We start from the raw sequence: 23,235 nt of genomic DNA on the forward strand, positions 1-23,235 counted from the left end.
TACGGTCGCCGCATGACGAACAGCGTTGGCATGCGGCAGTGGTTCGACAATCCAGCCAAGGAGGTTCTCTCTGGCCTGGTGGTGGCTTTCGCCATGATTCCGGAAGCGATTGCCTTTTCCGGCATCGCTCATGTTGACCCACAGGTGGGCCTCTTCGGGGCGTTTTGCCTATCAGTGACGATCGCGTTCGTGGGCGGTCGCACAGCCATGATCACCTCGGCCACAGGCTCCACGGCCCTGCTGATGACCAGCCTGGTGGCCAGTGGGAATGCCCGCGGCCTTGAGCTTGGTGTGGAAGGCCTTGGCCTGCAATATCTACTTGTGGCAGGCATTCTCACCGGTGTGCTGCAAATTCTCTGGGGCTATCTGCGCCTGGCCCACCAGATGCGTTTTGTCCCCCAGGGGGTGCTGAGTGGATTCGTTAATGCCCTAGCCCTGCTGATTTTTCAGGCACAGCTTCCTCAGTTGGGAATCAATCTGCAATTCGGAGAGCATGGCGAGCACGGTGGTCAGGCAGTGCTGGCTACAGCACAAATTCCGACGGTTGGATTGCTGGTGGTCCTGGGCTTGGTGATCATCTACGGACTCCCCAGGCTGACCCGGCTTATCCCCTCCCAGCTGGTGGCGATCGTGGTGCTGACCATCATCAGCATCAACCTCAATCTGGACATCCCCACGGTCAAAAGCCTGGGGCAACTGCCTGGCAATCTGCCGATCCCCAGTCTTCCTTTCGGGGCCTTTGCCGATGGCAAGGTTCCCTTCAGCCTGGCGACGTTGGGCATCGTCTTGCCCACAGCCCTGTCGATCTCTCTCGTTGGCCTGATGGAGACGTTCCTGACCCAGGACATCCTGGACGACAAGACCGACACCACCTCCAATAAGAACCGTGAGGCGCAGGGGCAGGGCATTGCCAACCTCGTCTCATCGCTGTTCGGAGGCATGGCGGGCTGCGCACTGGTAGGGCAGTCGGTGATGAACATCGACAACGGAGGACGGGGTCGCTTTTCGACCCTGTTCTCTGGCGTCAGCCTGATGGCCATGATCCTTCTGGCCAGAGGCTGGGTACAGCAGATCCCGATGGCTGCTCTGGTGGCAGTGATGATCAGCATCGCCGTCAGCACAGCAGATATCAATGGGCTGCGTGCCATCGGCCGCCTTCCCAAAAGCGACACCGCTGTGATGGTGATGACCTTTGCGGTGACGATGCTCACCACCCCCCACAACCTTGCCCTTGGCGTGTTGGCAGGTGTAGCGCTCGCCGCTCTGCTGTTCAGCAGAAAGGTGGCGAAGGTGATCAAGGTGGATGTCGAGGACATCGCCCCAGACCACCGGCGTTATCGAGTCACCGGCCAGCTGTTCTTTGTCAGCAAGGTGTATTTCCTCCAGGGCTTTGATGTCCATCAACATCCGCCGCGGATCACGATCGATCTCAGCAACCTGCATATCTGGGACCAGACCGGTGTCGCGGCTCTCAATCAACTCACCCGCAAGCTGGAACGTGGGGGATCAGAAGTGACCGTGGAGGGCCTCAACCCTGAAAGCCTTGATCTGCTCAAACGGATCGGCTCTCAGCCAGAAGCTGCTCACGGTTAGAGAACGACCGGAGGCCTTGCCTGGCCTCCACAACAATCAGCGCAATCTTCAGCAGTCACGCTGATCAATCGGCTGTTGGAAGACCAACGAGGCACGTGTCGAGATCAGCTTTCATCACCTGATGCCGTTCTTGAAGGGCCGGATCTTCATCGAGGGCCTGCAGATATTGATCGGTCACGTCAACACCAATGCCAAGAATCAGACAGAGCGTTTGAAGATCCCCACTGGCAACGGCCCGCTCTCGGGCGCTCTCTCTGAGCACACCAATCAGAGCCATCTTGTTGTTGTAAGTGCTCCGTTCTGAATCTTCTGTAGAAAAACCAGCAGCAGGCCAAGTGAAGGCCATCAGCATCAACGCCAGCGCTGGCCAGGATCGGCTGGCGTTCATTCAGGCACCCAAGAGCGGAATTCTGATCACGCTAAGGAGGTTGATCGTGTCTGACCACCAAGCAAATCCACAAAGCGTCTGAGACACTTGGGGTCGCAGCAGTTGAGCATGCCGTTCCGCACCCTCTGGGTCTCGCTCGCCGCTGCACTGATGCTGCAGGCTTGCGCCACCCTTGGCGAAGGCGGTGCCTCTCGCCTGGGTCTGATCCAACAGCGTCAAACGCTCCGATGTGGCGTCAGCGGCAAGATTCCTGGCTTCAGCTTTCTGAGCTCAGACGGCGACTATTCCGGCCTCGACATCGATCTATGTCGAGCCTTTGCCGCAGCCTTCATCGGTGATGCCGATGCCATCGAGTTCCGGCAGCTCACCGCTCCAGAACGCTTCACAGCCCTGAGGACTGGCGAGGTCGACCTGCTCTCGCGCAACACCACCTTCAACCTCAGTCGGGATGCGGCTGGCGGCAATGGCGTCAGCTTCGCGCCGGTGGTGTTCCACGACGGTCAGGGCTTGATGGTGAAAACCTCTCGAGGGATCCGCACGATCGACGACCTCAACGGTGAGACCATCTGCGTGGGCTCAGGCACCACCACGGAACAGAACCTCAACGATGCCTTTGAAGCACGCGGAATTGCCTACACACCAATCAAATACCAAGACCTCAACCAGGTTGTAGCCGGCTACCTCCAGGGTCGATGCGCGGCGATGACCTCCGATCGCTCACAACTGGCTGCGGCCCGTTCAGGCTTCGCCAAGCCAAAGCAACACCAGATTCTCGAAGCCGTATTGAGCAAAGAACCACTGGCTCCCCTGTCGGCGGGTGGGGACCAACGCCTTGGAGATGCAATGCGCTGGGTGGTGTATGCCCTGATCACGGCAGAGGAACTAGGGATCACCAAGGCGAATGTGGGGGATTGGCTCGACAAGGCAAACAAACAGACAGAGCTAACGCGTCTGCGCCGTTTCCTTGGAGTTGATGGAGATCTGGGCATGAAGCTCGGTCTCGAAGCGGATTTTGTCGTCAAGACGATTGCAGCCACCGGCAACTATGGCGAGATCTACAACCGTCATCTCGGCCCGAACAGCGCCGTCCCGATTCCACGAGGGATCAATCAGCTGTATCGCGATGGGGGGGCAATGACAGCTCCGCCCTTCCAGTAGTGGCCGTTATGAAAGGGACACGCCGCTGGCTGCTGCAACTCGCCGTGGTGGTGCTGCTGCTCACCCTGATGGGGGTGCTGATCAACAACCTGGCGGTCAACCTGCTCCGCACAGGTTTGGGCCTGAGTTTCAGCTGGCTGAGTCGTCCCACAGGCTTTGCCCTTGCCGAACACGCTCTGCCTTATTCGCCCTCAGATAGCTATGCCTGGGCGTTGTTCGTGGGTTGGATCAACAGCCTCAAGGTGATTAGCGCTGGCCTTGTCGCCGCCACAATCCTCGGAGTACTAGCGGGTTCGGCGAGGAGAAGTACCAATCCTCTGCTTCGAGCTCTAGCTGCGCTCTATGTGAGTGTGATTCGCCAGATCCCCCTGCTGCTGCAGCTGTTTTTCTGGTATTTCGTGGCCCTGCTCGGGCTACCGCAATCGAATCCATCACCGCTGGGCTCCCTCTTCACTCTTACAAACCAGGGGATCGCTGTTCTGGGAGTGCATCTCAGCGTGGAATTCACCGCTGTGCTGTTGGCACTCAGCGTGTTTACAGGTGCTTCGATCGCCGAAGTGGTGCGTGGTGGCCTCGATTCGGTCCCGCGCGGGCAATGGGAGGCCTTCAGAAGCCTGGGCCTCTCCGAGCGCTTGGGTCTGCGAAAAGTGGTGCTCCCCCAGGCTCTTCCAGCAATCCTTCCAGGTCTCAGCAGTCAGTACCTCAATCTCGCCAAAAACAGCACTCTGGCCATCGCTATCGGTTACTCCGATCTCTACTCAGTCAGTGACACCAGCATCACCCAGACAGGCCGGGCGATTGAAGGTTTTCTGCTGCTGTTGTTGAGCTTCCTGCTGCTCAATCTGCTCATCAATGGCGTGATGCAACTGCTCAACCGAGCCGTGATTCGGCGTGGGCAGCGCTCTTAAGCTTCGCCTGACACCTCGGGCAGCATCATGCCTTCCAAGCCGAAACTCGCAGCAATTCTGCTCACGATCGCTGCCGTGGCTGCAATCCTGCTTCCCTTCCTCTCAGCCACGCTGCTGACGGTGGGCTTGGGTGGCATCGCCTTCGCTGCGGGAATCGGCCAGTTCCTCCGACTGAGTGGTCCGGAAGCTGCCTCAGCCAAACTGTTCCGGGCGCTTTCCGGCCTTTTGTATTGCGCCGCTGCCGTCTGGGTACTGGTCGACCCGATCGACAGTGAGATCAGTCTCACCCTGTTCGCTGGTGTCCTGATGTTGGTGAATGGAGTGATGGAACTGGCGGCCGGTGCCAGCGCTGGAGGCCAGAGTGGTGGTTTTGTGCTTGTGGATGGCCTGATCACCTCTCTACTGGGTCTCTTTCTTGTTCTGGAATGGCCGAGCGACAGTCTCTGGGCCCTCGGCACACTGTTTGGCGTTGGTCTGTTCATGACCGCCCTGAATCTGTTCAGAGCTGAGCAATCGGCACCGCCAGCGGGCTAATGCGTGCATGCAAAGCCTTGATCAGGCACTGTCGTTTCTATCCAATCGACAGTGTGTTGAGCCTTGGGGTGATCGCACTGATCATCTGGGTTCTCTGGGCCAGCATCAGCTGGATTGTCCAGGCAGCTGACTGGTCTGTTGTCAGTAGTCATCTTCCTTTGTTCGCTAGCGGCAGTTACCCGCTTGATCAACGCTGGCGCCCGCTGCTCTGGATATCCCTGCTCGCTGCTCTGACCCTGATCACATTGATCGTTCCAATCAAGCGTGGGTCCAATCGCTGGATGGGGATGGTCCTGCCCTGGTGCTGGGTCTTCATGATCCCGCTCGGCCTTGTCCTCATGGCTGGTGGTCTCGGTCTCACCCCTGTCCCCAGTCGTGCATGGGGGGGCATCAGCCTCACCCTGCTGCTCACCGTCTGCAGCGCAGTGCTCGCTCTCCCTTTCGGAATCCTGCTTGCGCTGGGGCGCACCAGTGACCTTCCGGTGCTCCGCCACAGCAGCCGTCTGTATATCGATGTGATGCGCGCAGTCCCTCTGATCGCCGTGCTCTTCTTCGGGAAACTGCTGATCCCCTTGTTTTTGCCCATGCAACTGGAAATCAATCAGGTGCTCAGAGCGGTTGTCGCATTCGCCCTCTTCGCAGCGGCTTATGTGGCTGAAGACGTCCGCGGCGGACTACAGGCCATTCCAGAGACGCAGCGTGAAGCTGCTGCGGTGCTTGGCCTCTCGCCCCTCCAGAGCCTTCAGCTTGTGGTGCTTCCACAGGCTCTGCGCATCGCGATTCCCGCCCTGACCAACCAGGCCATCGGCCTGCTACAGAACACAAGCCTGATGGCCCTGCTCGGATTGGTGGAACTGTTGGGCATCGCTCAAAACCTGCTCGCCAACCCGGCGTTCATCGGCCGCCACCTCGAGGTGTATGTATGGCTTGGAGCGCTCTACTGGCTCTTCTGTACTGCCATGGCCCTGCTGGCACGCAAGATCGAACACAGTGGTCCAACCCTCAACGGCCGCTCCGCCTGATCCCTGCCTGCGCTGATGACGCATTCCATGACCACTGCTATCAAGGCTGACCACATCTGCAAGACCTATGGCGCTGAGCATCGCGCCCTCGACGATGTCTGCGTTGACGTCATCAGTGGCGAAGTTCTGGTGGTGATGGGTCCATCCGGGTCAGGCAAGAGCACATTGATCCGCACCTTCAACGGTCTTGAAGAGATCGATTCAGGTGAGCTGGATGTGCTCGGCATCAAACTCGACAATGAGGCAGACCCTCGCCATGTTCAGCGCATCCGCAGGCGAGTGGGGATGGTTTTTCAGCAGTTCAATTTGTTTCCCCACCTCTCCATTCTCGAGAACATCACGCTCGCACCAATGCGTGTTCAGAAGCAGACAAGGGTTCAGGCCGAAGCAAAAGCGCGCAGCCTTCTAGAGCAGATGGGCATCTCAGAACAGGCAGACAAATATCCTGCACAACTCAGCGGAGGACAACAGCAGAGGGTCGCCATTGCCAGGGCTTTAGCGCTCAATCCTGAGATCATGTTGTTTGACGAACCGACCAGCGCACTCGATCCCGAACGGGTAAAAGAAGTATTAGATGCGATGCGAACGCTCGCGAACCAAGGGATGACAATGGTTGTCGTCACCCATGAACTCGGATTTGCCAGGGAGGTTGCAGATCGGGTTCTGTTTATGGATAGTGGGCGCGTGATCGAAAGCGCAGACGCCAAAACCTTCTTTAATCAGGCACAACAAGAGCGCACCAGAAAATTCCTCAACCAGATCAACTGATCAAATAATCCAATCAAATAAAAAGCCTGACAGCTGATGAACTATCAACTATCAGGCAACGCTCAAGGCGACGATTTAATCACTCTTCAACGTCACTAGACCCTTCAGGGATTAAACGAATCACCTTTCGACCAAGCTTAATCTCGAAGTTATCACCTGGATTGAGGTCGAGCATGGCGGTATAAGCCTTGCCGATCAGAAGATTGCCATTGCCCTGCACCTTGGCGATGTAAGAGAGCTTGCGACCGCCTTTTCCGATACCCGCACTGCCGGCACCTAAATCGATTCCTTTCGCATTGAGAAGGGCATCATAGAAGGCCGTGAAATTGACACGGTCTGATCCATCCTTTTTCTGGGAGACGTAACCGCATGCTGTGGCCAGGTCTGTCTTGGAGGCATCTCCCATCTTCTTCACTTTCGCCAGGAGCTCTACGCCAGTCAGCATTGAAAAATAAGCAACCCGATTGTTATAGCGCTCAATAATCGGCCAGCAAGGGTATGTTTTCACCAACCCAAATGAGATTCAAACCCATCCAATCAGGATGCCAAACGTTGGGCCAGATATCGCTTCGCCAACGCTTCGAATTGGCTCCAACTGGAGCCAGAACTCAGCACTCCAAGCTTCGCAGTTGGCGAAGCGCCTGCTCAGCCGCCACCAGCTCCCGCTCGGTCTGCATCCACGCTTCATTGCCGAAAGGCAGAGACTCAACCTGATCAGACAAGGTGAGCCGCAACTGATCCAGACGTCGCATCAACGAAGCCCGCAAGTGGATCACCCTCAGCGGGATGGAACAGGAAGGAGCTGAAGCGAAAGCCACGACCGAAGCTCATCAATGGACAGTAGCGACTTTGGCACAGGGGGCAACAGGTTTTTGTTTAGGTTTCCAATGCTTAACGGAATCCTCTCATCCTCAGACTCTTCGCAGAACTGATTCCCTGCCTGGGCTTGGGGTTCTGGATCGGCAGGCTCAGACCGGGCTGGACCCAACCGCTCGCCATTCCTCTCGTGCGTTTCGGCGTGCCAGTGAGCGTGATGGGCTTACTGCTCAAGGGCGGACTGAATTGGAGCCTGGCCGCCATCGCGCTCACTGCCGCCCTGGCCATCAGCACCTGGATGTTGGTCCTGCAAGGACTTCCCCCGGCCTGGCGACCGGTGAGCAGCCCTGCGCTTCAGATCGGCTGCGCCCTGGGGAACACCGCCTATTTCGGTATTCCCGTTGCCCTAGCCCTACTCCCCAGCGAAGCCCTTCCGATCAGCATTGGCTATGACCTCGGGGCGACGCTGTTGGCTTGGAGCCTCGGGCCTTTCTGGCTGCGGCGCAAGGCTCCAGCTGGCAGCTCCGCGCCAAGCAGTGCAGACGATCTGTCAACGGGACGCCAAGGCACCGTCAGCGAACTGCTCCGTCAGATCAGCGCCAGTCCGGCCAGTCGCGGTCTGGTCGGCGCCCTACTCGTACAGAGCACTCCATGGGGCGAGGCAATCGCCTCAGCCCTGTGGCTGCCTTCCCGGATTGTGATTGTGCTTGCCCTAGTGGTGGTGGGGATGCGCCTGGGAGCCATTCCTGACGATGGGAACACGTCCGCCTCTGACCTCGACAAGCGTTCGGAGCTTGATCAACAGCGAGGCGGGGAACTCCGAGCCGCCCTGATTTGCAAGCTGCTGCTCTTTCCATCCTGGGTCTGGCTGCTGTGCAGTCTGCTACCCCTCTCCATACTCAGCCGTCAGGCCTTGGTTCTGCAGGGCGCGGCCCCCGCCGCCATCTCCGTGCTGCTGATGGCTGAACATGCCGGCACAGATGCTGATCGGGCCGCGCGTTTGATTTTGAAAAGCACCCTGCTGGCCCTGATCAGCGTCCCGCTTTGGTGGTATTTGCTGTTGCAACCGAGCGGAACACTCTGAATGTGAGGTTGAGACGAGCGCACGCCACGCGCTTTCGCACTGGAAGAGCGTGCAGCCAGTCCCTTTGGCAGGGAGGGGTCATCACCAGCAGATCGCCATCCGCCAGCTCAAGAGAATGGCTGGCAGAACCATCGCGGCGGCGCAGCTGAAAACTGCGAGTGGCTCCGAGCGACAGAGAGGCGATCGATTGGCTGGGATCGATCTCCGGCTCGTCATCGGCATGCCAGCCCATGCGGTCGTGACCATCGCGGTAGTAGTTCAAGAGACAGCCGTTGAAACGTGTTGCGCAGCGGGCATTCACCTGCTGCAACAAGGGCAGGAACCAATCCGGCCACCCCTGGCCGCGGTGAACGACACCGCTATAGCGATATGACACACCACACTCAGCCAAAAAAGCCGCCAATCGAGGTGTGGGATAGCGGCGGCCATACACGAGAACCTGCGGCTGTCCCCAAGCAAGCTGTTGGATAAGCGTTCCCTGCCAGAGGCGGGCTTCCGAGGCCTGCAGCCAACCGCTGTACAACCTCCAAGGCACGCCTGACATCGAACGAAATGAGACAACTGGCACCATGCTGAAGGCTGTTGGGATCGAGTCGTGGTGAGCGCCAGAGAGGCACAACCGACGCTGATCCTTTCGCTTCTGCGTCCTGAGGCCTACCCCCACCCGGTGGGGGCGATTGAGCTGATCGAAACCCATATCTCTTGGGTGCTTCTCACTGGGCGCTTCGCTTACAAGATCAAGAAGCCGATCAACCTGGGATTCGTGCAGGCGGCCAGCCTGAGCCAACGCCAGCACTACTGCCAAGAAGAACTCCGCCTGAACAGGCGCTTAGCACCCAAGCTTTATCTCGGGGTGGTGCCTGTAGTGGGCCCAGAAGAGGAGGCACGCATCCTCTCGGATGACATCGCGACCGAATCCGGTCAAAGCGGAACCGTGATTGAGACAGCGGTCAAGATGCGCCAATTCCAGCCGCAAAAGCTGCTGGGCAAGCTCCTTACGAAGGGAGCGATTGAAACCAAGCAACTCACAGCACTGGCCTGGGATCTAGGGCATTTTCATCAGAGCGCGATTCCCGCCGCCAGCGACAGCCGCCTCGGGAGCCCAGACCAAGTGTGCGAGCCGGTATTCACCAACCTGGATGTGCTCAAGCGCCTTGCCTGCAAGGCTGATCAGCAGCAGCTGCTCAGCCGGCATTGCCACTGGGTTGAGCAGCAACGGCAACAGCTCAGGCAACGCTTTGCCGCGCGGCAGAGGCATGGCGCCATCCGTGAATGCCATGGCGACCTGCACTGCAGCAACATTCACCTCACCTCCCAAGGGCATCTGGAGGTGTTTGACTCGATCGATTTCAACCCTTCACTGCGCTGGATCGATCCGATCAGCGAAATGGCGTTTCTGGTGATGGATCTGCAGACGCTTGGCCACCAAGAACAGGCGATCGATCTTCTCAATGCCTGGCTGGAATGCACCGGGGCCTACGACGGGATGGATCTCTGGCCCTGGTATCACGCCTATCGGGCCATGGTGAGGGCCAAAGTGAGCGCAATCCAGGCCGAACAGTGCATCGACCCTCAACGGAAGCAAGGCTTACTCCAAGATCTGGATCGCTACCTCAACACTGCTTGCACCAATGAGAGGCAAGCGCGGGGAGGCCTCGTGCTGATGCATGGTCTCAGCGGCAGTGGCAAATCAACAGTCAGCAAACAACTCTGCAGCAGTCTCGGTGCCGTGCGCATTCGCTCCGATCGGGAACGAGCCCGGGCCTTCACCTCCACCGCAAGGCATCCAGCGAGGTATTCAGGGAATCGCTATCGCCAGGAAGTGAACTCCTGGCTGTTTGAGACACAACTGCCTCAACTGGCGGAGCACTGCCTGATGAGCGGCTTCCACGTGATCATTGATGCAACGTTCCTGCGTCGCCACGAACGAGACACCATGGCCGCTGTGGCCCAACGGTTGGATCGCCCCCAAGCGATCGTTGACTGCCATTGCGCAGAGATCACGGCACAGACTCGGATCAAGCAGCGCCAGGAACGAGGAAACGACCCCTCTGAAGCCGACAGTGCTGTCAGAGAACGCCAGAAGCGATGGCTGGAGCCCTTAGATACAGACGAGCAAAAACGCACCGTTTTTGCTGATGAGACAACCTCATTCGCAGCGATTAACACCGCCTTGGCAAAGCTGCTCCAAACCGAGAACGATGCGTAACAAGCCATAACGCCGTATCGATCGCGTCTGGTTTCTGCCCATAGATTCATTGCATGGGAGCTCGGATCACTGAACAGCAGTTTCTTGAACGCGCTAAGCAGCGCTTCGGGGATCGCTTTGATTACTCCGAAATTCATTACCGCAGCTACAAGAGCCCGATCAAAATTCGCTGCCGCAAGCATCCAGTGCAGTTGATCTGCATTACTCCTGAGAAACATCTCCAGACAACCGGGGGCTGCCGGCACTGTTTGCGGGAGAAACGGGTTGAATTCCTTGAGCGTGAGCTCAACCGCAGCAGCCTGGCAAAACACCCGACAAGCAAAGACAGAACTGCTACCAAGGCATGAGGACCGTCTGACTGCATTCGCAGTCTCTGCCATGCCAAATTCCAGCCTGGTGAACGCTTTAGGGCTTTTCATTCCCCTGCTTTGTTCTGCAATCACACCACTGCCTTTGATGGCAGGAAGTGTGACAGCAGAGTCAATCTGGGATGAAAACAACGCCTTGGAGCGTGCTCAGGAGCAGGTGCCCAAAGGTCGGACGATCACCGGACAGCACTGCAAAGAGTTTCAGGTGCGAGAAAGCTACCGCTACCGCTGCACTGTCACCTTCAACTGAACCCGAACCAGTGCAACAGAGCACGTCGCCTAGGTATTCAGGCTGACCCTTTGATAACAGAACCATACCCATTGCTGGAACAGCAGATTGCGGTGTGATCTCCAGAGCGTCTGCGCCTGGTCAGAGTCAAAGTTCTCAGGTGGTGGCACATCGCCACGAGCCTTATCACGCTCCATCTCGGCCTGAATCCGACCAGCGTTGTACTCCGGATGCCCCAAGTGCATCAACTGGCGCTGGTCAGTGGTTTCAAAAATGGTGTATCCCACCTGCTCACCATGGGCAAGAAGGCGCAATCGGCCCTGACGCTGCGCTGCTTCCATAGCCGCATCCGGCAAGCCAGCATGACGACTCTGGGGGCAGAGGAACACGTCATCCTGTGTGCCCATCAAGGCATGGCCAGGAACAAGACTGCGCATCGGATAAACACCGAACAACTTCTGCTCAAACGGAATCTTGTCAACTCCAGCGAGATAGGCCAGCGCGAATCCCGCCCAGCAGAGGCCAAGGGTGCTTGCGCAGTTGCGGCGAGCATCCTCAATCAACTCAACCAGCTCAGGCCAGTAGTTGACCTGCTCAAAAGGGAGATGCTCCACTGGCGCACCGGTAATGATCAGGCCATCAAGCGGTGCATGAGCGGTGGCCTCCTCCCAGCTCACATAGAGCTGATCCAGGTGACGTGTGTCCCAAGTCTTGTACGAGTGACTCCGCAGCCGAATCCAGATCGGCTCAATTTGCAGGGGTGAGAGGCCAAGAGGATGCAGCAAGTTGAACTCGTACTGCTTTCCCAAAGGCATGATGTTGAGAATGCCGATCCGCAGCGGGCGGATGTCCTGGCGTTCAGCCAAAACAGGCTCAATCCAGGAGATCCGGTTTCGTTCAACCGCGGCGATTTTGTGATAACTACGCGGAAGAATTAGAGCCATGACTGCAATGAATCAGGCAATTGCCGCCAGGGCCTGATCGAAATCAGCCTTGATGTCATCGATGTGTTCAAGCCCCACAGACACCCGCACCATCGTGGGGGTAACTCCAGCTGAGGCCTGCTCCTCAGCCGAAAGCTGCTGGTGAGTGGTGGAGGCCGGATGGATCACGAGCGTCTTGGCATCGCCAACATTGGCCAGATGGCTGGCGAGCTTGAGGCTGTCGATGAAACGGACGGCATCGTCGTAACCGCCCTTAAGCGAGAACATCAGCATGCAGCCCATGCCGCGGCCAGTGAGGTACTTCTTGGCAACATCGTGGTACGGATCGCCTGCCAGACCGGGATAACTCACTGACGCCACCAGGGAGTGCTCCTGCAGCCATGTGGCCAACGCCATCGCATTCTGGGTGTGACGCTCAACCCGAAGGCTGAGAGTTTCCAGCCCCTGCAGGAGCAGGAAACTGTTGAACGGGCTCACGGCCGGGCCCCAATCACGCAGCCCCTCCACGCGGGCACGCAAAGCGAAGGCAATGTTCCGATCGTCGGGGAGGCCGAGCATCTTGCAAATATCACTGCCAAAGCCGAAGGCATCCCAGTGCACCAGGCCGTGATAGGCAGCACTGGGCTGACTCATCAGCGGGAACTTGCCATTCCCCCAGTTAAAGGTGCCCGCATCCACAATCACACCGCCCAGACTGGTGCCGTGGCCACCAATCCACTTGGTGGCACTCTCCACCACGACATCGGCTCCATGTTCGATCGGGCGCAGCAACGCCCCGCAGGCCCCCAGGGTGTTGTCAACGATCAAAGGGATGCCGTGGTCTTTTGCGAGAGCCGAAAGTCCCTCAAAATCGGGAATATTGAAGCGGGGATTCCCCATCGCTTCGACGTAGATCGCCTTGGTTTTGGAGTCGATCTGAGCGGCAAAACTCTCCACGGAATCGCCTTCTGCGAATTTCACCTCAATGCCGAGGCGTGGGAACTGCACCTTGAACTGGTTGTAAGTTCCGCCGTAGAGAAACGAGGTGGAGACAAAGTTGTCACCCGCCTGCATGCAGTTGGTGATCGCAAGAAACTGAGCCGACTGACCAGAGGCCGTGGCAAGAGCCGCAACACCGCCCTCAAGTGCGGCCACCCTTTTCTCGAAGACATCCGTCGTCGGATTCATCAGACGGGTGTAAATGTTCCCGAATTCCTTGAGGCCAAACAAATTGGCCCCATGCTCGGCATCGTTGAAAACGTAGGAACTGGTCTGGTAAATCGGCACCGCCCGTGCATTGGTCGCGGGATCGGGGGACTGACCGGCGTGCAGCTGAAGCGTCTCGAAGCGATGCGTGGTCAAGGCTGATCAGGCGAGCGTGATCCTGTTCTAGCTGTCGGCATCAACAGCACCACTCCAGTCGTCAGCTGGCTCTGGCTTGTCGGACTCAGCCAGGGACGGCAAGGTCTGACGCACGAGGGGAACGAAGCGGCTGCGAACCTGCTGCCGGAAGGACACCGCCGTTGGGCCATCCAGGACTGGATAGGGCTGGGCACCGTCTTGATCCAACAAGTGGCGCCAACGACTGGTTTCCGTTGCCTTGAGGGTGTCCAGCGCTGCTTTGAAGTCGTACTGCTGCATCGAACCACCATCGGCAGCGAGGCTGACTGCATCAGCGGCCATCTCGGCGCGCACAGCATCGAACCCCTTGGCCTTCAGGGTGTCGGGGAGACCAAGCACAGGTTGGTAATAGTCCAGCAGGCGTAGCTCCTCCTCAAGCAGCATCGCCCATGCTCCGCGGGAACCGTCGGATAGTCCGAATCCCTGCTCCGCCGCGGTCATCGCATCAAGGTGGAACCGCAACCAGAGGTAGTAGGACTTCTCCCGAATGTTCTTCTTGGCTGCCGCCTTACCGGTCACAATCGCCGGCAGAGCAGCCTCGGCCTTGCGCAGAAAGAGTCGGTCCTCCCGCTCGAGGTTCATGGCACCCCAGCGCTGGCGATAATCCCAGAGTTCGGCATAACGAGCCACGTCATCAGCAGACCAGCCGAGGGCCTGAAGTTCATCGGCGCGATGGGTCAGTTCCTTCGCCACTCAGCTCTGTGTGTTTGTACTTAAGGGCAGCGTAGAGGGCGGTTTGCTGAACGGCTGCTCTCGGGTGTGCTGATGGGCCGATGCAGGCTTGCTGCGGTGATAGCCCTCATGCAACCAAAGGTCACCAGCAGCAGAGGCGTAATGGATCTGCCAGTAATAGAGCCCCCTATAGGCCCGGGGATCGCGATCAAGCAGCGCGGCGTAGCGCAGCACCGCTTCGCCGTAATGATTGCTGTTGTTGTATCCCCACAGTCCCTGGCGAAGATCGCGCAGGCCGCCACGACGCACCAAATACCGAGCGGCAGCATGAATCGAATCCCAGGGATCGCGGATGTCACCCCCTTGGCCGATGCCCGCCTCAGCCCAAGTTGTGGGCAGGAACTGCATCGGGCCTTGGGCATTCGCCACAGACACGCCGTCGATGCGGCCCATTCCGGTCTCCACCAAATTCACCGCAGCCAGAACAGTCCAGGGAATTCCTGTGGCCTCAGCCGCGCTGCGATAGGCCCTGAGGAGCTGCGCCTCAGGGGCTGGCGATTGAATCCGCCAAGCAGGAACACGAGCAGAAGCCGGACCGCGATGCATCGCTAGAAACTCCCGACGCGCAGCGATGTGCTGATCGAACACCCAGCGCCATTGGTCTGGGAGGGCGTTGCGCACAGCGATTGCGCGCTCAGGCTCGTGAGACAAAACCCGATAAATCACCTGCTGCTGATGGGCGAGCTGGGGGATCTGATCCAAGGGGGTAGCCGGATTACGGATTGCCTCCTCTAAAACACTGATCAGCTGGGCAAGCACATCGCCCTGAGCTGGGACTAGGGGGTAGTGACGGCCGCTTGGGCTGAGGGGCAAAGAAGGATCGGTTGGCAGCGTCGGGCCTTCAGCCGGGCTCGAGACCGGAACCGAGGTTGGGGCCATCTCCTCACCTGACGGGATGGCAATCCGCTGCTGGGCGACGAGGGCGAGGGGCACGCCACACCCGGCAACAAGAATGCCAATCCAGCGCCTCAGGGAGGTCATAGGGAGAGCAGGAATCAGGGAACGAGGAAGCTGCGGCGATCGTGAAAATCTGCCTGATCTTCAGGATGGGACAAGGCCCAGTAGCTGAGGGCACCCGTGGGATCTTCCGCCACCATGGTCAGACCAATCTCAGGCACAGCCGAGGCTGGCCAGAACCCTCGGGGATCCAACTGCACAGTGCAGCGAAGCCCCAGGCCCTGTCGCTTGATCGAGACAAGAGGCGGAACAGCCGCCATTTCGGCCAACCCATCCCTGCGGTAACCGCTGAAGCGATAAAGATTCCAATCCCCACCAGGAGACACATTCAGCTCCCAATAGGCCTCACTACCAGGGAGTCCAAGGAAGGCCTCAAAACAGGTGTGCTGCCATAGCTGATCGCGACGCTGGCCCTGCGGGCAACCCCACTGCCAGGGACCGACCAGCTGTTGATCGAGTGGCTCAGCAGCCTTGCGATCACCAACTGGCAAAACGCCATAACTGAGAAGGATCGTGCCGGCCTCCTGCCAGATGATCTCTGCAGTGATCGCAAGGGATGGAGCTGGGTCCAGGCAGTGAGGTTGCAGCCTGCAAACCTGGCAAACCATCGTTGAGTGGCGCGCCATCGTGGCTCAGATCAGGTGGTGCTTGTCAGTTCAACAACGAGGGCCTCAATCGCCTCGAATTGGTTCTCAATTGAACGCATCAAGGCGAACTGCACAAGAGCGCGATCCAGATTTTGACCGCGACGCTCCACCTTGAAATACCGATCTCCCTCCAGATGATCCGTCAGAAAACGAAGACCAAGCTCGAACGGAATCAGGCGAATGCAAGCAGGCAGATAAGCCAGATCAGCAGACGAGAGGAAAGCGCGTGCCACCGAGAAATACCCCTCAAGGATGGAGCGACACAGACCGAGATCAAAACGAACCTTGCTCAGGTCGCTGACCTCCTCTCCGACAGGATTGCAACAGGATCGCAGGCAATCACCGATGTCGTAGTGCACCAAGCCGGGCTTCACGGTGTCGAGATCGATCAAGCCCACGGCCTGACCACTGCTCTCATCGATCATCACGTTGTTGATTTTTGGATCTCCATGGATCGGCCTGCGCTGCAGCTCCCCCCTGGAACAGGCTGCTTCCAGCACATCCGCCCCGGCTCGACCTTGGGCGACATAAGCGAACGCCTCCGACAAGCGAGTCGCATCAACATCGACATCTCCATCGACATCGCAATTAGCGCCAGGCCAAGCAGATAGCACGCAGTCGTAACGCTTTAGGTACGCAGGCGTGACATGAAATCCTTCAAGGGTGTCAGCAAGGGCCTCCACCGGAAGATCACTGATCAAATGGTGAAACATGCCCAGGCCATAGCCCACCTCTCGAGCATGCGCACAGTCGCTAACAACATCGTGGGCGGTGGCGGCGCCGATGTAGCTGATCGATCGCCAGAACTGACCTTCATGCTCCACCCAGTGACGGTCCTCACTGAGGGTGGACAGCACGCGTGGAACCTCCCAACGGCGGCCATCCAATTCCGGAAGCCCCGAGGCGATGCGGCGCTGCACGTGCCGACCCAGGGCGATCAGATTGCCCATCACGAGATCGGGTCGTGTGAACACCTGGGTGTTGATGCGCTGCATCACAAAGGCATCGGGATTGGACTCCCGTGCCAATCGCACTAAAAACGTGTCGTTGACATTGCCTGAACCGATGGCATCGATGGCATCAATCTGATCCGGAGGGTGGAAACGACCGGCAATCACCTCCAGAGAGCGAGTGGCAGAGGAGGAAGCCAGGGTCACACGATTCGCATGCGTCTCAGACCGCAACCATGGCGGGTTCAGGCCAGAGATTCAGGCCGGAGTGTGCAGAAACTCAGGCGTTATAAGGGCAAGCGAAAAGAGAATCAGCGCCAGTGGTCAGTCTTTCGCCCAGCGCTGATTGCAACGGCTGCTGCATTTCATCTCGCCATCGGGGTAGTCGAAACCAGCTCGCCGCGCGTTCTTTTCCACTTCAGCAGGGTTGGAACCGCTGAAAGAACGGGTCGTTTTGGCTTCAACAGGAGACACCACTGCTGATACGACCCCAACACTGATCGCCAGCGACAGCGTTCCAGTGGTGAGAAGACGGTTAAGGACCATCACCGAGATTTCGAGGCTCTTTCATCTTCGCCCCATTCGCCAACCATGACAGCGCAAGGCAGCATGGGCGCAACTCCGTCGTTCCTCGTTCCACCGTGCCTCGTCTGCTTCACACCGCTGACTGGCAGATCGGCAAGCCCTATCGATGGATCACTGATCCGGAACGCCGCAGCCGTCTGCAGCGGACCCGACTCGTCGCGATCGAGCACATCATTGAACAAGCCGCAAACCATGCGGCTGATGTGGTGATGGTGGCTGGCGACCTGTTCGACAGCAGCACCGTGGACGGTGCCCTGGTGATGGAGGTGCTGGAACTGATCGGGTCGATCAGCACGCCGGTTCTGGTCATTCCCGGCAACCATGACCACGGTGGTGCTGGTGGCGTCTGGCGGCGAGACGACGTGCAGGCGGAAATGCAGCAACGGGCCGCCAATCTCCATCTGCTCCTCGAGCCCGTTCCGTTGGAGATCGCTGGCTTCACCGTGCTCCCTTGCCCCTTACGACGCCAGCACGAGAGCGTCAGTCCTGGTGCCTGGATCGAGACTCTTGACTGGAGCCAACTCGATCCAGATCTCGCCCGCATCGTGCTGGCCCATGGCTCGATCCAAGGTTTCCAAGCCACCGACTACGCATCCATTCACAACGAACAAGACGTCGCCCAGGCAGACAGCAAACGCCCCCAGGCCGTCAATCAACTCAACCCATCCCGTTGGGATGTCGATGCTTATGACTATCTCGCCCTCGGCGATTGGCATGCTCTCAAGGCAGTAGGTCCAAAAGGCTGGTATTGCGGGACCCCCGAACCTGACCGCTTTCCCACCAGCAGCGATGACCAACGCAGCCAGGTGCTGATCGCCGATGTGGAGCGAGGTCAATCCCCTGACGTCCAACCGGTGTGCACCGCTGGGATGCACTGGCATAGCGAACGGATCAGCCTCCGCAGCGGCAAGGATCTCGAACGCGTCAAACAACGGATCAGAGCCCTCACCGGCAGCAGAGTCGGACGGGACCTACTCCGCCTGGAGCTCGATGGTCAACTGGGCCTTGAGGATCACCACGAGCTGCAGCTGTGGCTCGATCGACTGCACACCCGGCTGCTCCACCTCAGGATCCGCGGACATTGTCATCGCCGCCCTGAGGCCTCGGAACTCTCCGAACTGTTGGATCGCAGCAACGCTCCCCTGATGCGCTCCATTGCCCATACGCTTCAGACCAAGCTCGAACAGACCGACCCCACGGACGCTGAACAGATTTCCCTGCTGGAAACATCACTGTGCGAACTGCACAGGCTTTATCAGGCGGCGGAAGCTGAGGAAGCGCTGGAGGTCGCCGCATGAAACTGCTGCATTGCAGGCTCAGCAGCGTTCGCAGACATCGAGAGCTGACGCTGGCCTTTGATCCTGGCCTCACCCTGATCACAGGTGCCAACGAAACCGGCAAGAGCTCCCTGGTGGAAGCGCTGCACCGCACCCTCTTCCTTCGGGCCACTGCGACAGGGGCCCCAGTGCAGCGCATGCGCTCCCTTCAGCACCCTGGCCATCCGCAGGTGGACCTCCAGTTTCAAGCCCGCGGACGAGAGTGGGCCCTCCAAAAACGGTTCAGCGGCCAGAGCGGCACGACCAGTCTGAAGGGGACTGGCGAGGCACCTCGGCTGGGGTCAGAGGCCGAGGAACATCTAGCCACCTTGCTCGGTGTGGAGGAGATCGTCGGCAGCCGCCAAGCCGGACGTGTCTTACCCAGCCGCTGGGCCCATCTGTGGGTCATGCAAGGGGAGGCCGGCAAAGATCTACTCCAACTCGGTGGTGAGTATTACGACCTCCATGGCCTGATTGAGCAATTGGAGCAACGGGCAGATGCCGCGTTGCAATCCCCTCTTGACCAACAGCTGCATCGTCAACTGGAACAGTTGGTGAGTTCAAGTCTCACCAGCCGCGGCACACGCCATCAGAGTCGCCTTTGGCAGTGCGAACAGGCGGTGGAGGAGCGTCGCCTCCAGCTGGATGCTGCGACCGCGAACCTGGAGCGTTATGAGCAGGCCAGCGCCGAGTTGGATGCGATTGAAGACAAGCACCGTCAACTCGAGCAGGTCCAGCGTCCGAGATTGGAAGCGGAACGTCAGCGGCTCGTTGCTCTGCAGCAGCAACAGGACAAGGCCTTGGCAGAGCGCAAGGGCGTGGAACAACAACTCATCCCCATGCAGCAACAGCAGAGCCAATTGGCGATGCAGCAACGCAATCTGCGCCAGACAAAGGAGAGCCTCCAGCGGCAGCAGACACAACTGAAGCAAGTTGATGTCGAATTAAACCGCCTCTGCGAAACGATCAACAAGGCGGAGGAGACGGTGAACACTGCGCGGCGCAACCGTGACCAGAGCGAAGCAGAGCGCAGTGCATTGGAACAGCAAGGCCAAAGGCTCAGGCGCCTGGAAGAACACAATCAACTGCAAGAACGTCTGCGGCACCTGATCCAACAACGTCAGCAGCAACAGGCCTGGCAACAGGAGCTCGTCGACATCACCAAAGCCCTGGCCGGGCTAACGGCACCAACGCAAGAGGAACTGAACACCCTCAAGGATCAACATCGCCAACTGGAGGCCGTCAAGGTCCGCCTTGAGGCCATGGCCTCGGTGGTCACCCTCGAACGCAGCGATCAAGAGGTGCGCCTTGATGACGAATCGCTGGCAACAGGTGAATCACAGCGTCGCTCCAGCACCTTTGCTCTATCCATCGGTAAGAACGTCAGGGTGCGCATTAGCCCCGGGGGAGGAGCTGGCCTCGGAGAGCTCTGCCAGGACAGACAGGCGCTGCAGGATGCGATTGAAACAAGCCTCAAGACGTGGCAGGCCACCAGCCTTGAGGAACTCGATGGGCGCTGCCAAAAGCGAATGCAGCTGCTCACCCGTGAATCCCTGTTGAAGCAGCAACGATCGTCCGCAGGTACTGAAGAGGGCTTGGAGAAGGACGAACAGACCCTGCGGCAGCGGCTGCGTGATCTTGACGAGGAACTGACAGACGAAGAACTGACAACAGTGGATCCCTCACTCCCAGAACCCAGCACCAGCCAAAATGGGGACACACTCCAGCAGCAGCTTGAGCACTGCCGCAGCCGCTACCGCCAGGTGAAGGATGAAGGCCAGAAGGCCCAACAAGGGTTGCAGGAGCTGGAACAGAGGTTCGCAACCGTCCGCAACGCACACCAGGCTTTGCAACTCAAGCGCGAGGGGTTGCTAGCCGAAACCCGCAGCCTCCACCAGCAAGAGCAGACCATGATTCGCGACCACGGCGATGGAACTGTCCTGACGGAGACGCTGCGGCAGCTCACCGATCAGATCGAACAGTTGCGCTCCAAGCTCTCGGCCTTCGCAGACACCGCAGGCAGCGATGACGATCAGCCACCGAATGCCGCAAGCCAGTTGGCGACGCTGCGGCAAGAGGAGCAGGCAATGCAGACACAACTTCAGAACCTCAGTGCTGAACGAGGTGGACTGCTGGAACGATGCCTCAGCCTGGGGAAAGGAGATCCCTATGCGGTGACGGAAGAATCCAGAACGCTGCTGCACCAGGCCGAACAGGACCATCAGGACGAAGCCATGCAGGTGCGCGCCCATCAGCATCTGCTTGAACTGTTCGACACCGCGCGCAGCGATCTATCCAGCCGCTACACAGCACCCATTAGTGACGGCATCACCAGCTACCTGACCCCGCTGCTCAGGAACCCCGACGATGCATGCGCCCTGAACTATGCCGCCAAGGATGGACTGAAGGATCTCAGCCTTCAACGCGACGGACTGACGCTGCCTTTCACAGCACTCAGTGGCGGGATGAAGGAACAGTTGAACGCAGCACTTCGACTGGCCATTGCCGACGCCCTGCGCTCTGGGCATGACAATTGCCTACCCATTTTGTTTGATGATGCCTTTACCAATACGGATCCGGAGCGTCTCCAGACCGTTCTGGCGATGCTCCGGAAGGCGGTGGACAGGGGTTTGCAAGTGATCGTGCTCAGTTGCGATGGCAGCCCCTATTGCGAGATTGCCGATGCCGTCGTGACATTGGGCTGAGCAATCCAGACAGCAGGCGCCTGTGCTGGATCGCCGCTTAATCCAAAGCGGTTTCAATCACATTCATGGCCCGTAGATAGGCAGGGGGTTGGCCAAGATCGTCTCCCTCGTCGAGGGCCAAATCATCACGGATCGCCTTGCGTGCGTTATCGGCGATCACCGCGTTGACGATGAGATCCATCGCCTCCGGCTGCTGCAAACTCTGCAATGCCTCTGCATAACGTCGGCTGTGGGTCGGACGCACAGACTCCTGGCAATACGTGGAGAGTTCTCGACTGTCGGTCATCACGGATAGAGCGACATCCTTCGTGGAAGGTTTGCCGTAGATCGCCATATAGAGCAAGTTGACCATCGAAGCGTCATGCACAGGGATGGAGTACTTGCGCACGATCTGAGGCCAATAACGCAACGCCTTTAAACCTTCGAGGCCTCCTTTACTGAGCCCCTCCTCCTCGCACCAGCCCTCCAGCTCCTCCATCGAAGCAGGACAACGCTGAAGCTCGCGCATCCGATCGGCAAGCACCTGTCCAGCCTGGAAGTTGCGTGTAGGTCGACCGGAAACCGGCAACATCATGCTGCCGCGCACATCGGCAACCATCGCCGTGAGTTGGGCGAAGGTATGGTCCCGAACCTTCTCCATATCCCCACCACGCACCAAGGCCGCCTCAATACGTTGCACCCCATAGCCGAGCTCTGTCAGAGGGAAGGGCTGACGGTTGTAAAGCCGCTGACGATCACGGCGCGCCATCGAGACCGTTGCCGCTTGGTCAAGGCACTGCTCGAGCAACAGGGTGAGGAGAGTCGGTAAGACCCCAGGGTTCTCCTGGTGATAGGTGTAGCCAAAGCCAGCAAACACCGAAGACATATTCTTCGCAGCCTTGATGTATTGCCCCTCAACGTTGTGCACGCCAGGGGAAACCTGGATGTTCGGTGACAACCGATCGAGCATGCGTGCGCCAAGCAGCGCCGTGAGCGCGTTGGGATGGCAAAAATTTGCCGTGAAGCTGTCGAGCGGATTGCGTAGGGCACCGTGCCGATGGAATCCAGAAAAGAAGGCGAGATTGGGCTCTCGTTCACAGAGCACGTAGGACTCGTTCTGAATGTGATCGTGACTGAAGGATCCGGCCAGACAGGCCAGCACAACATTTTCGCGGCCGAGCTCCTGTCGCAACCTGCAGGCCTCCTGCAGGTCTTCCTCAATGTGGTTGCTGTTGGCAGCCAACACCACCAGTTCACACTCCCGGATCAGATCACTGAGGGTGTTGGGCACCCTGCCGCCCGCGACGGCATGGCTGGCCATCCGCTCCATCGCATCGACGTGATCTAAATCCATCCCATCCAGCGCGCTCGCTGGAAAGGCCCCGAACAGGGCGCGACCTGGGCGTGGCGCCAGCATCAGACTATTTTCTGACGCCTGCTGCATCGCGCAGTTGTAGGCCAGTGAAGCGGGGTATAAACCAACGCTGTACAGACCGACCTTGCCTCGCTCAAGATCAAGGATGCGTTGCTTGATCAGATCGGCATCCAGGCTGCGAGGGAAGAAAGCATTGCTGCGAAGGCCATTTTCAAGCGTCATCCGTCCGGTCAACTCACTGGCGCGATGATCGCCTCACACCCTAATCAGCAAGGCCAATGACTCTCACCCTTTACGGCGGTCAGCGCACCAGAGCATCGATGCTGCGCTGGTGTTAGGAGCAACCCAGTCATAGCAATGGTTTAAAGCGGATAATTGCGCTTGACATTTGCTTGTTCATCACTCTTACGAACAAGCAGCCTTTACTTGCTTGTCTTCGACACTTAACAACAAGGAGGGCTCATGGAACCAGCAAACCTGACCAAATAGCGATGTTCTCCTCTGTGTCCTATAGAAACACCGAAGAATGAGACAATCAATAGGTTTATTGCTTGTCGACTTGCTTGTCTGCGCCTGAACAACATCCGC

The 23,235-nt window shown here is 58.6% G+C and carries 24 protein-coding genes; 12 read left to right on the forward strand and 12 right to left on the reverse strand.

All coding sequences use genetic code 11. The annotated features are described in order from the left end of the window. Positions 1-12: 12 nt before the first annotated feature. Positions 13-1,593: a SulP family inorganic anion transporter gene (locus DXY16_RS03460; RefSeq protein WP_115119547.1), complete on the forward strand. Its 1,581-nt coding sequence runs from the start codon at positions 13-15 to the stop codon at positions 1,591-1,593. A 64-nt stretch (positions 1,594-1,657) separates the two neighbouring features. Here the strand turns inward: DXY16_RS03460 and DXY16_RS03465 are convergent, their stop codons facing one another. Beyond that, positions 1,658-1,981, reverse strand: coding sequence for a hypothetical protein (locus DXY16_RS03465; protein ID WP_115119549.1), 324 nt, complete (start codon positions 1,979-1,981; stop codon positions 1,658-1,660). 108 nt (positions 1,982-2,089) lie between these two features. Between DXY16_RS03465 and DXY16_RS03470 the strand changes: the two genes are divergently transcribed. The 5 genes from DXY16_RS03470 to DXY16_RS03490 are packed head-to-tail and all read left to right on the forward strand — an operon-like array spanning position 2,090 to position 6,371. Next, a complete protein-coding gene (locus DXY16_RS03470; RefSeq protein ID WP_115119551.1) occupies positions 2,090-3,139 on the forward strand; it encodes an amino acid ABC transporter substrate-binding protein in 1,050 nt (349 codons plus the stop codon). Between the two features lie 8 nt (positions 3,140-3,147). Further along, on the forward strand, positions 3,148-4,047 hold the full coding sequence (locus DXY16_RS03475; protein ID WP_115119553.1) for an ABC transporter permease subunit: 900 nt from the start codon (positions 3,148-3,150) through the stop codon (positions 4,045-4,047). Between the two features lie 27 nt (positions 4,048-4,074). Then, positions 4,075-4,581 carry an HdeD family acid-resistance protein gene (locus tag DXY16_RS03480; RefSeq protein ID WP_115119555.1) on the forward strand — a complete coding sequence of 169 codons (507 nt, stop codon included), beginning with the start codon at positions 4,075-4,077 and terminating at the stop codon, positions 4,579-4,581. Then, positions 4,581-5,603 (forward strand): amino acid ABC transporter permease, encoded by a 1,023-nt coding sequence (locus tag DXY16_RS03485; protein WP_115119557.1) that lies wholly within the window; start codon positions 4,581-4,583, stop codon positions 5,601-5,603. The genes DXY16_RS03480 and DXY16_RS03485 overlap by 1 nt, the downstream gene beginning before the upstream one ends. A gap of 27 nt (positions 5,604-5,630) precedes the next feature. After that, positions 5,631-6,371: an amino acid ABC transporter ATP-binding protein gene (locus tag DXY16_RS03490; RefSeq protein ID WP_115119559.1), complete on the forward strand. Its 741-nt coding sequence runs from the start codon at positions 5,631-5,633 to the stop codon at positions 6,369-6,371. Between the two features lie 79 nt (positions 6,372-6,450). On the opposite strand, the gene DXY16_RS03495 is transcribed toward DXY16_RS03490, so the two are convergent. Together DXY16_RS03495 and DXY16_RS03500 are read right to left on the reverse strand one after the other, a co-directional pair. Then, positions 6,451-6,816, reverse strand: a complete 366-nt coding sequence (locus DXY16_RS03495; protein WP_115119561.1) for an AbrB family transcriptional regulator — start codon at positions 6,814-6,816, stop codon at positions 6,451-6,453. A 163-nt stretch (positions 6,817-6,979) separates the two neighbouring features. Next, the gene (locus tag DXY16_RS03500; RefSeq protein ID WP_115119563.1) at positions 6,980-7,189 is read right to left on the reverse strand and encodes a hypothetical protein; all 210 of its coding nucleotides are present in this window, start codon (positions 7,187-7,189) and stop codon (positions 6,980-6,982) included. Positions 7,190-7,311: 122 nt separating this feature from the next. On the opposite strand from DXY16_RS03500, the gene DXY16_RS03505 reads away from it, so the two are divergent. Next, the gene (locus DXY16_RS03505) at positions 7,312-8,271 is read left to right on the forward strand and encodes an AEC family transporter (RefSeq protein ID WP_371410858.1); all 960 of its coding nucleotides are present in this window, start codon (positions 7,312-7,314) and stop codon (positions 8,269-8,271) included. Here DXY16_RS03505 and DXY16_RS03510 read toward each other — a convergent pair. After that, the gene (locus DXY16_RS03510; protein WP_115119567.1) at positions 8,219-8,815 is read right to left on the reverse strand and encodes an alpha-ketoglutarate-dependent dioxygenase AlkB; all 597 of its coding nucleotides are present in this window, start codon (positions 8,813-8,815) and stop codon (positions 8,219-8,221) included. The genes DXY16_RS03505 and DXY16_RS03510 overlap by 53 nt on opposite strands. A 54-nt stretch (positions 8,816-8,869) precedes the next feature. Between DXY16_RS03510 and DXY16_RS03515 the strand changes: the two genes are divergently transcribed. From DXY16_RS03515 to DXY16_RS03525, 3 genes are read left to right on the forward strand one after another with little or no spacing between them, the layout of a single operon-like run. Further along, positions 8,870-10,480: a bifunctional aminoglycoside phosphotransferase/ATP-binding protein gene (locus DXY16_RS03515; protein WP_137007007.1), complete on the forward strand. Its 1,611-nt coding sequence runs from the start codon at positions 8,870-8,872 to the stop codon at positions 10,478-10,480. Positions 10,481-10,533: 53 nt separating this feature from the next. Then, positions 10,534-10,827, forward strand: a complete 294-nt coding sequence (locus DXY16_RS03520; protein WP_115119571.1) for a hypothetical protein — start codon at positions 10,534-10,536, stop codon at positions 10,825-10,827. Between the two features lie 31 nt (positions 10,828-10,858). Next, entirely contained in the window at positions 10,859-11,098 is a 240-nt protein-coding gene (locus DXY16_RS03525) for a hypothetical protein (protein WP_115119573.1), read from the forward strand. 29 nt (positions 11,099-11,127) lie between these two features. Here the strand turns inward: DXY16_RS03525 and DXY16_RS03530 are convergent, their stop codons facing one another. The 7 genes from DXY16_RS03530 to DXY16_RS03560 form a co-directional block, all read right to left on the reverse strand. After that, the gene (locus tag DXY16_RS03530; RefSeq protein ID WP_115119575.1) at positions 11,128-12,021 is read right to left on the reverse strand and encodes a homoserine O-succinyltransferase; all 894 of its coding nucleotides are present in this window, start codon (positions 12,019-12,021) and stop codon (positions 11,128-11,130) included. A gap of 12 nt (positions 12,022-12,033) precedes the next feature. Next, a complete protein-coding gene (locus tag DXY16_RS03535) occupies positions 12,034-13,362 on the reverse strand; it encodes an O-acetylhomoserine aminocarboxypropyltransferase/cysteine synthase family protein (RefSeq protein ID WP_115119577.1) in 1,329 nt (442 codons plus the stop codon). Positions 13,363-13,389: 27 nt separating this feature from the next. Beyond that, on the reverse strand, positions 13,390-14,094 hold the full coding sequence (locus tag DXY16_RS03540; protein ID WP_115119579.1) for a hypothetical protein: 705 nt from the start codon (positions 14,092-14,094) through the stop codon (positions 13,390-13,392). Then, positions 14,095-15,114, reverse strand: a complete 1,020-nt coding sequence (locus tag DXY16_RS03545; protein WP_115119581.1) for a lytic transglycosylase domain-containing protein — start codon at positions 15,112-15,114, stop codon at positions 14,095-14,097. 14 nt (positions 15,115-15,128) lie between these two features. Then, positions 15,129-15,716 (reverse strand): DOMON-like domain-containing protein, encoded by a 588-nt coding sequence (locus DXY16_RS03550; RefSeq protein ID WP_115119583.1) that lies wholly within the window; start codon positions 15,714-15,716, stop codon positions 15,129-15,131. An 11-nt stretch (positions 15,717-15,727) separates the two neighbouring features. Then, positions 15,728-16,894: a phosphotransferase enzyme family protein gene (locus DXY16_RS03555; protein ID WP_115119714.1), complete on the reverse strand. Its 1,167-nt coding sequence runs from the start codon at positions 16,892-16,894 to the stop codon at positions 15,728-15,730. A 117-nt stretch (positions 16,895-17,011) separates the two neighbouring features. After that, entirely contained in the window at positions 17,012-17,233 is a 222-nt protein-coding gene (locus DXY16_RS03560; RefSeq protein ID WP_115015457.1) for a hypothetical protein, read from the reverse strand. 95 nt (positions 17,234-17,328) lie between these two features. On the opposite strand from DXY16_RS03560, the gene DXY16_RS03565 reads away from it, so the two are divergent. Together DXY16_RS03565 and DXY16_RS03570 are read left to right on the forward strand one after the other, a co-directional pair. Next, entirely contained in the window at positions 17,329-18,570 is a 1,242-nt protein-coding gene (locus DXY16_RS03565; RefSeq protein ID WP_115119585.1) for a DNA repair exonuclease, read from the forward strand. After that, complete coding sequence (locus DXY16_RS03570; RefSeq protein ID WP_115119587.1) at positions 18,567-21,293, forward strand: AAA family ATPase; 2,727 nt, start codon at positions 18,567-18,569, stop codon at positions 21,291-21,293. Before DXY16_RS03565 ends, DXY16_RS03570 begins: the two co-directional genes overlap by 4 nt. Before the next feature lie 37 nt (positions 21,294-21,330). On the opposite strand, the gene DXY16_RS03575 is transcribed toward DXY16_RS03570, so the two are convergent. After that, complete coding sequence (locus DXY16_RS03575) at positions 21,331-22,869, reverse strand: hypothetical protein (protein ID WP_115119589.1); 1,539 nt, start codon at positions 22,867-22,869, stop codon at positions 21,331-21,333. Between the last annotated feature and the right edge of the window lie 366 nt (positions 22,870-23,235).

It is taken from the genome of Synechococcus sp. UW105 (genome assembly GCF_900473935.1).
Lineage (GTDB): Bacteria > Cyanobacteriota > Cyanobacteriia > PCC-6307 > Cyanobiaceae > Synechococcus_C.

Bases quoted from the DNA above. Each gene is read 5' to 3' on its own strand.
- DXY16_RS03460 (WP_115119547.1), top strand. From the start codon at position 13: ATGACGAACAGCGTTGGCATGCGGCAGTGGTTCGACAATCCAGCCAAG.
- DXY16_RS03465 (WP_115119549.1), bottom strand. From the start codon at position 1,981: ATGAACGCCAGCCGATCCTGGCCAGCGCTGGCGTTGATGCTGATGGCC.
- DXY16_RS03470 (WP_115119551.1), top strand. From the start codon at position 2,090: ATGCCGTTCCGCACCCTCTGGGTCTCGCTCGCCGCTGCACTGATGCTG.
- DXY16_RS03475 (WP_115119553.1), top strand. From the start codon at position 3,148: ATGAAAGGGACACGCCGCTGGCTGCTGCAACTCGCCGTGGTGGTGCTG.
- DXY16_RS03480 (WP_115119555.1), top strand. From the start codon at position 4,075: ATGCCTTCCAAGCCGAAACTCGCAGCAATTCTGCTCACGATCGCTGCC.
- DXY16_RS03485 (WP_115119557.1), top strand. From the start codon at position 4,581: ATGCGTGCATGCAAAGCCTTGATCAGGCACTGTCGTTTCTATCCAATC.
- DXY16_RS03490 (WP_115119559.1), top strand. From the start codon at position 5,631: ATGACCACTGCTATCAAGGCTGACCACATCTGCAAGACCTATGGCGCT.
- DXY16_RS03495 (WP_115119561.1), bottom strand. From the start codon at position 6,816: ATGCTGACTGGCGTAGAGCTCCTGGCGAAAGTGAAGAAGATGGGAGAT.
- DXY16_RS03510 (WP_115119567.1), bottom strand. From the start codon at position 8,815: ATGTCAGGCGTGCCTTGGAGGTTGTACAGCGGTTGGCTGCAGGCCTCG.
- DXY16_RS03520 (WP_115119571.1), top strand. From the start codon at position 10,534: ATGGGAGCTCGGATCACTGAACAGCAGTTTCTTGAACGCGCTAAGCAG.
- DXY16_RS03525 (WP_115119573.1), top strand. From the start codon at position 10,859: ATGCCAAATTCCAGCCTGGTGAACGCTTTAGGGCTTTTCATTCCCCTG.
- DXY16_RS03530 (WP_115119575.1), bottom strand. From the start codon at position 12,021: ATGGCTCTAATTCTTCCGCGTAGTTATCACAAAATCGCCGCGGTTGAA.
- DXY16_RS03545 (WP_115119581.1), bottom strand. From the start codon at position 15,114: ATGACCTCCCTGAGGCGCTGGATTGGCATTCTTGTTGCCGGGTGTGGC.
- DXY16_RS03550 (WP_115119583.1), bottom strand. From the start codon at position 15,716: ATGGCGCGCCACTCAACGATGGTTTGCCAGGTTTGCAGGCTGCAACCT.
- DXY16_RS03560 (WP_115015457.1), bottom strand. From the start codon at position 17,233: ATGGTCCTTAACCGTCTTCTCACCACTGGAACGCTGTCGCTGGCGATC.
- DXY16_RS03570 (WP_115119587.1), top strand. From the start codon at position 18,567: ATGAAACTGCTGCATTGCAGGCTCAGCAGCGTTCGCAGACATCGAGAG.
- DXY16_RS03575 (WP_115119589.1), bottom strand. From the start codon at position 22,869: ATGACGCTTGAAAATGGCCTTCGCAGCAATGCTTTCTTCCCTCGCAGC.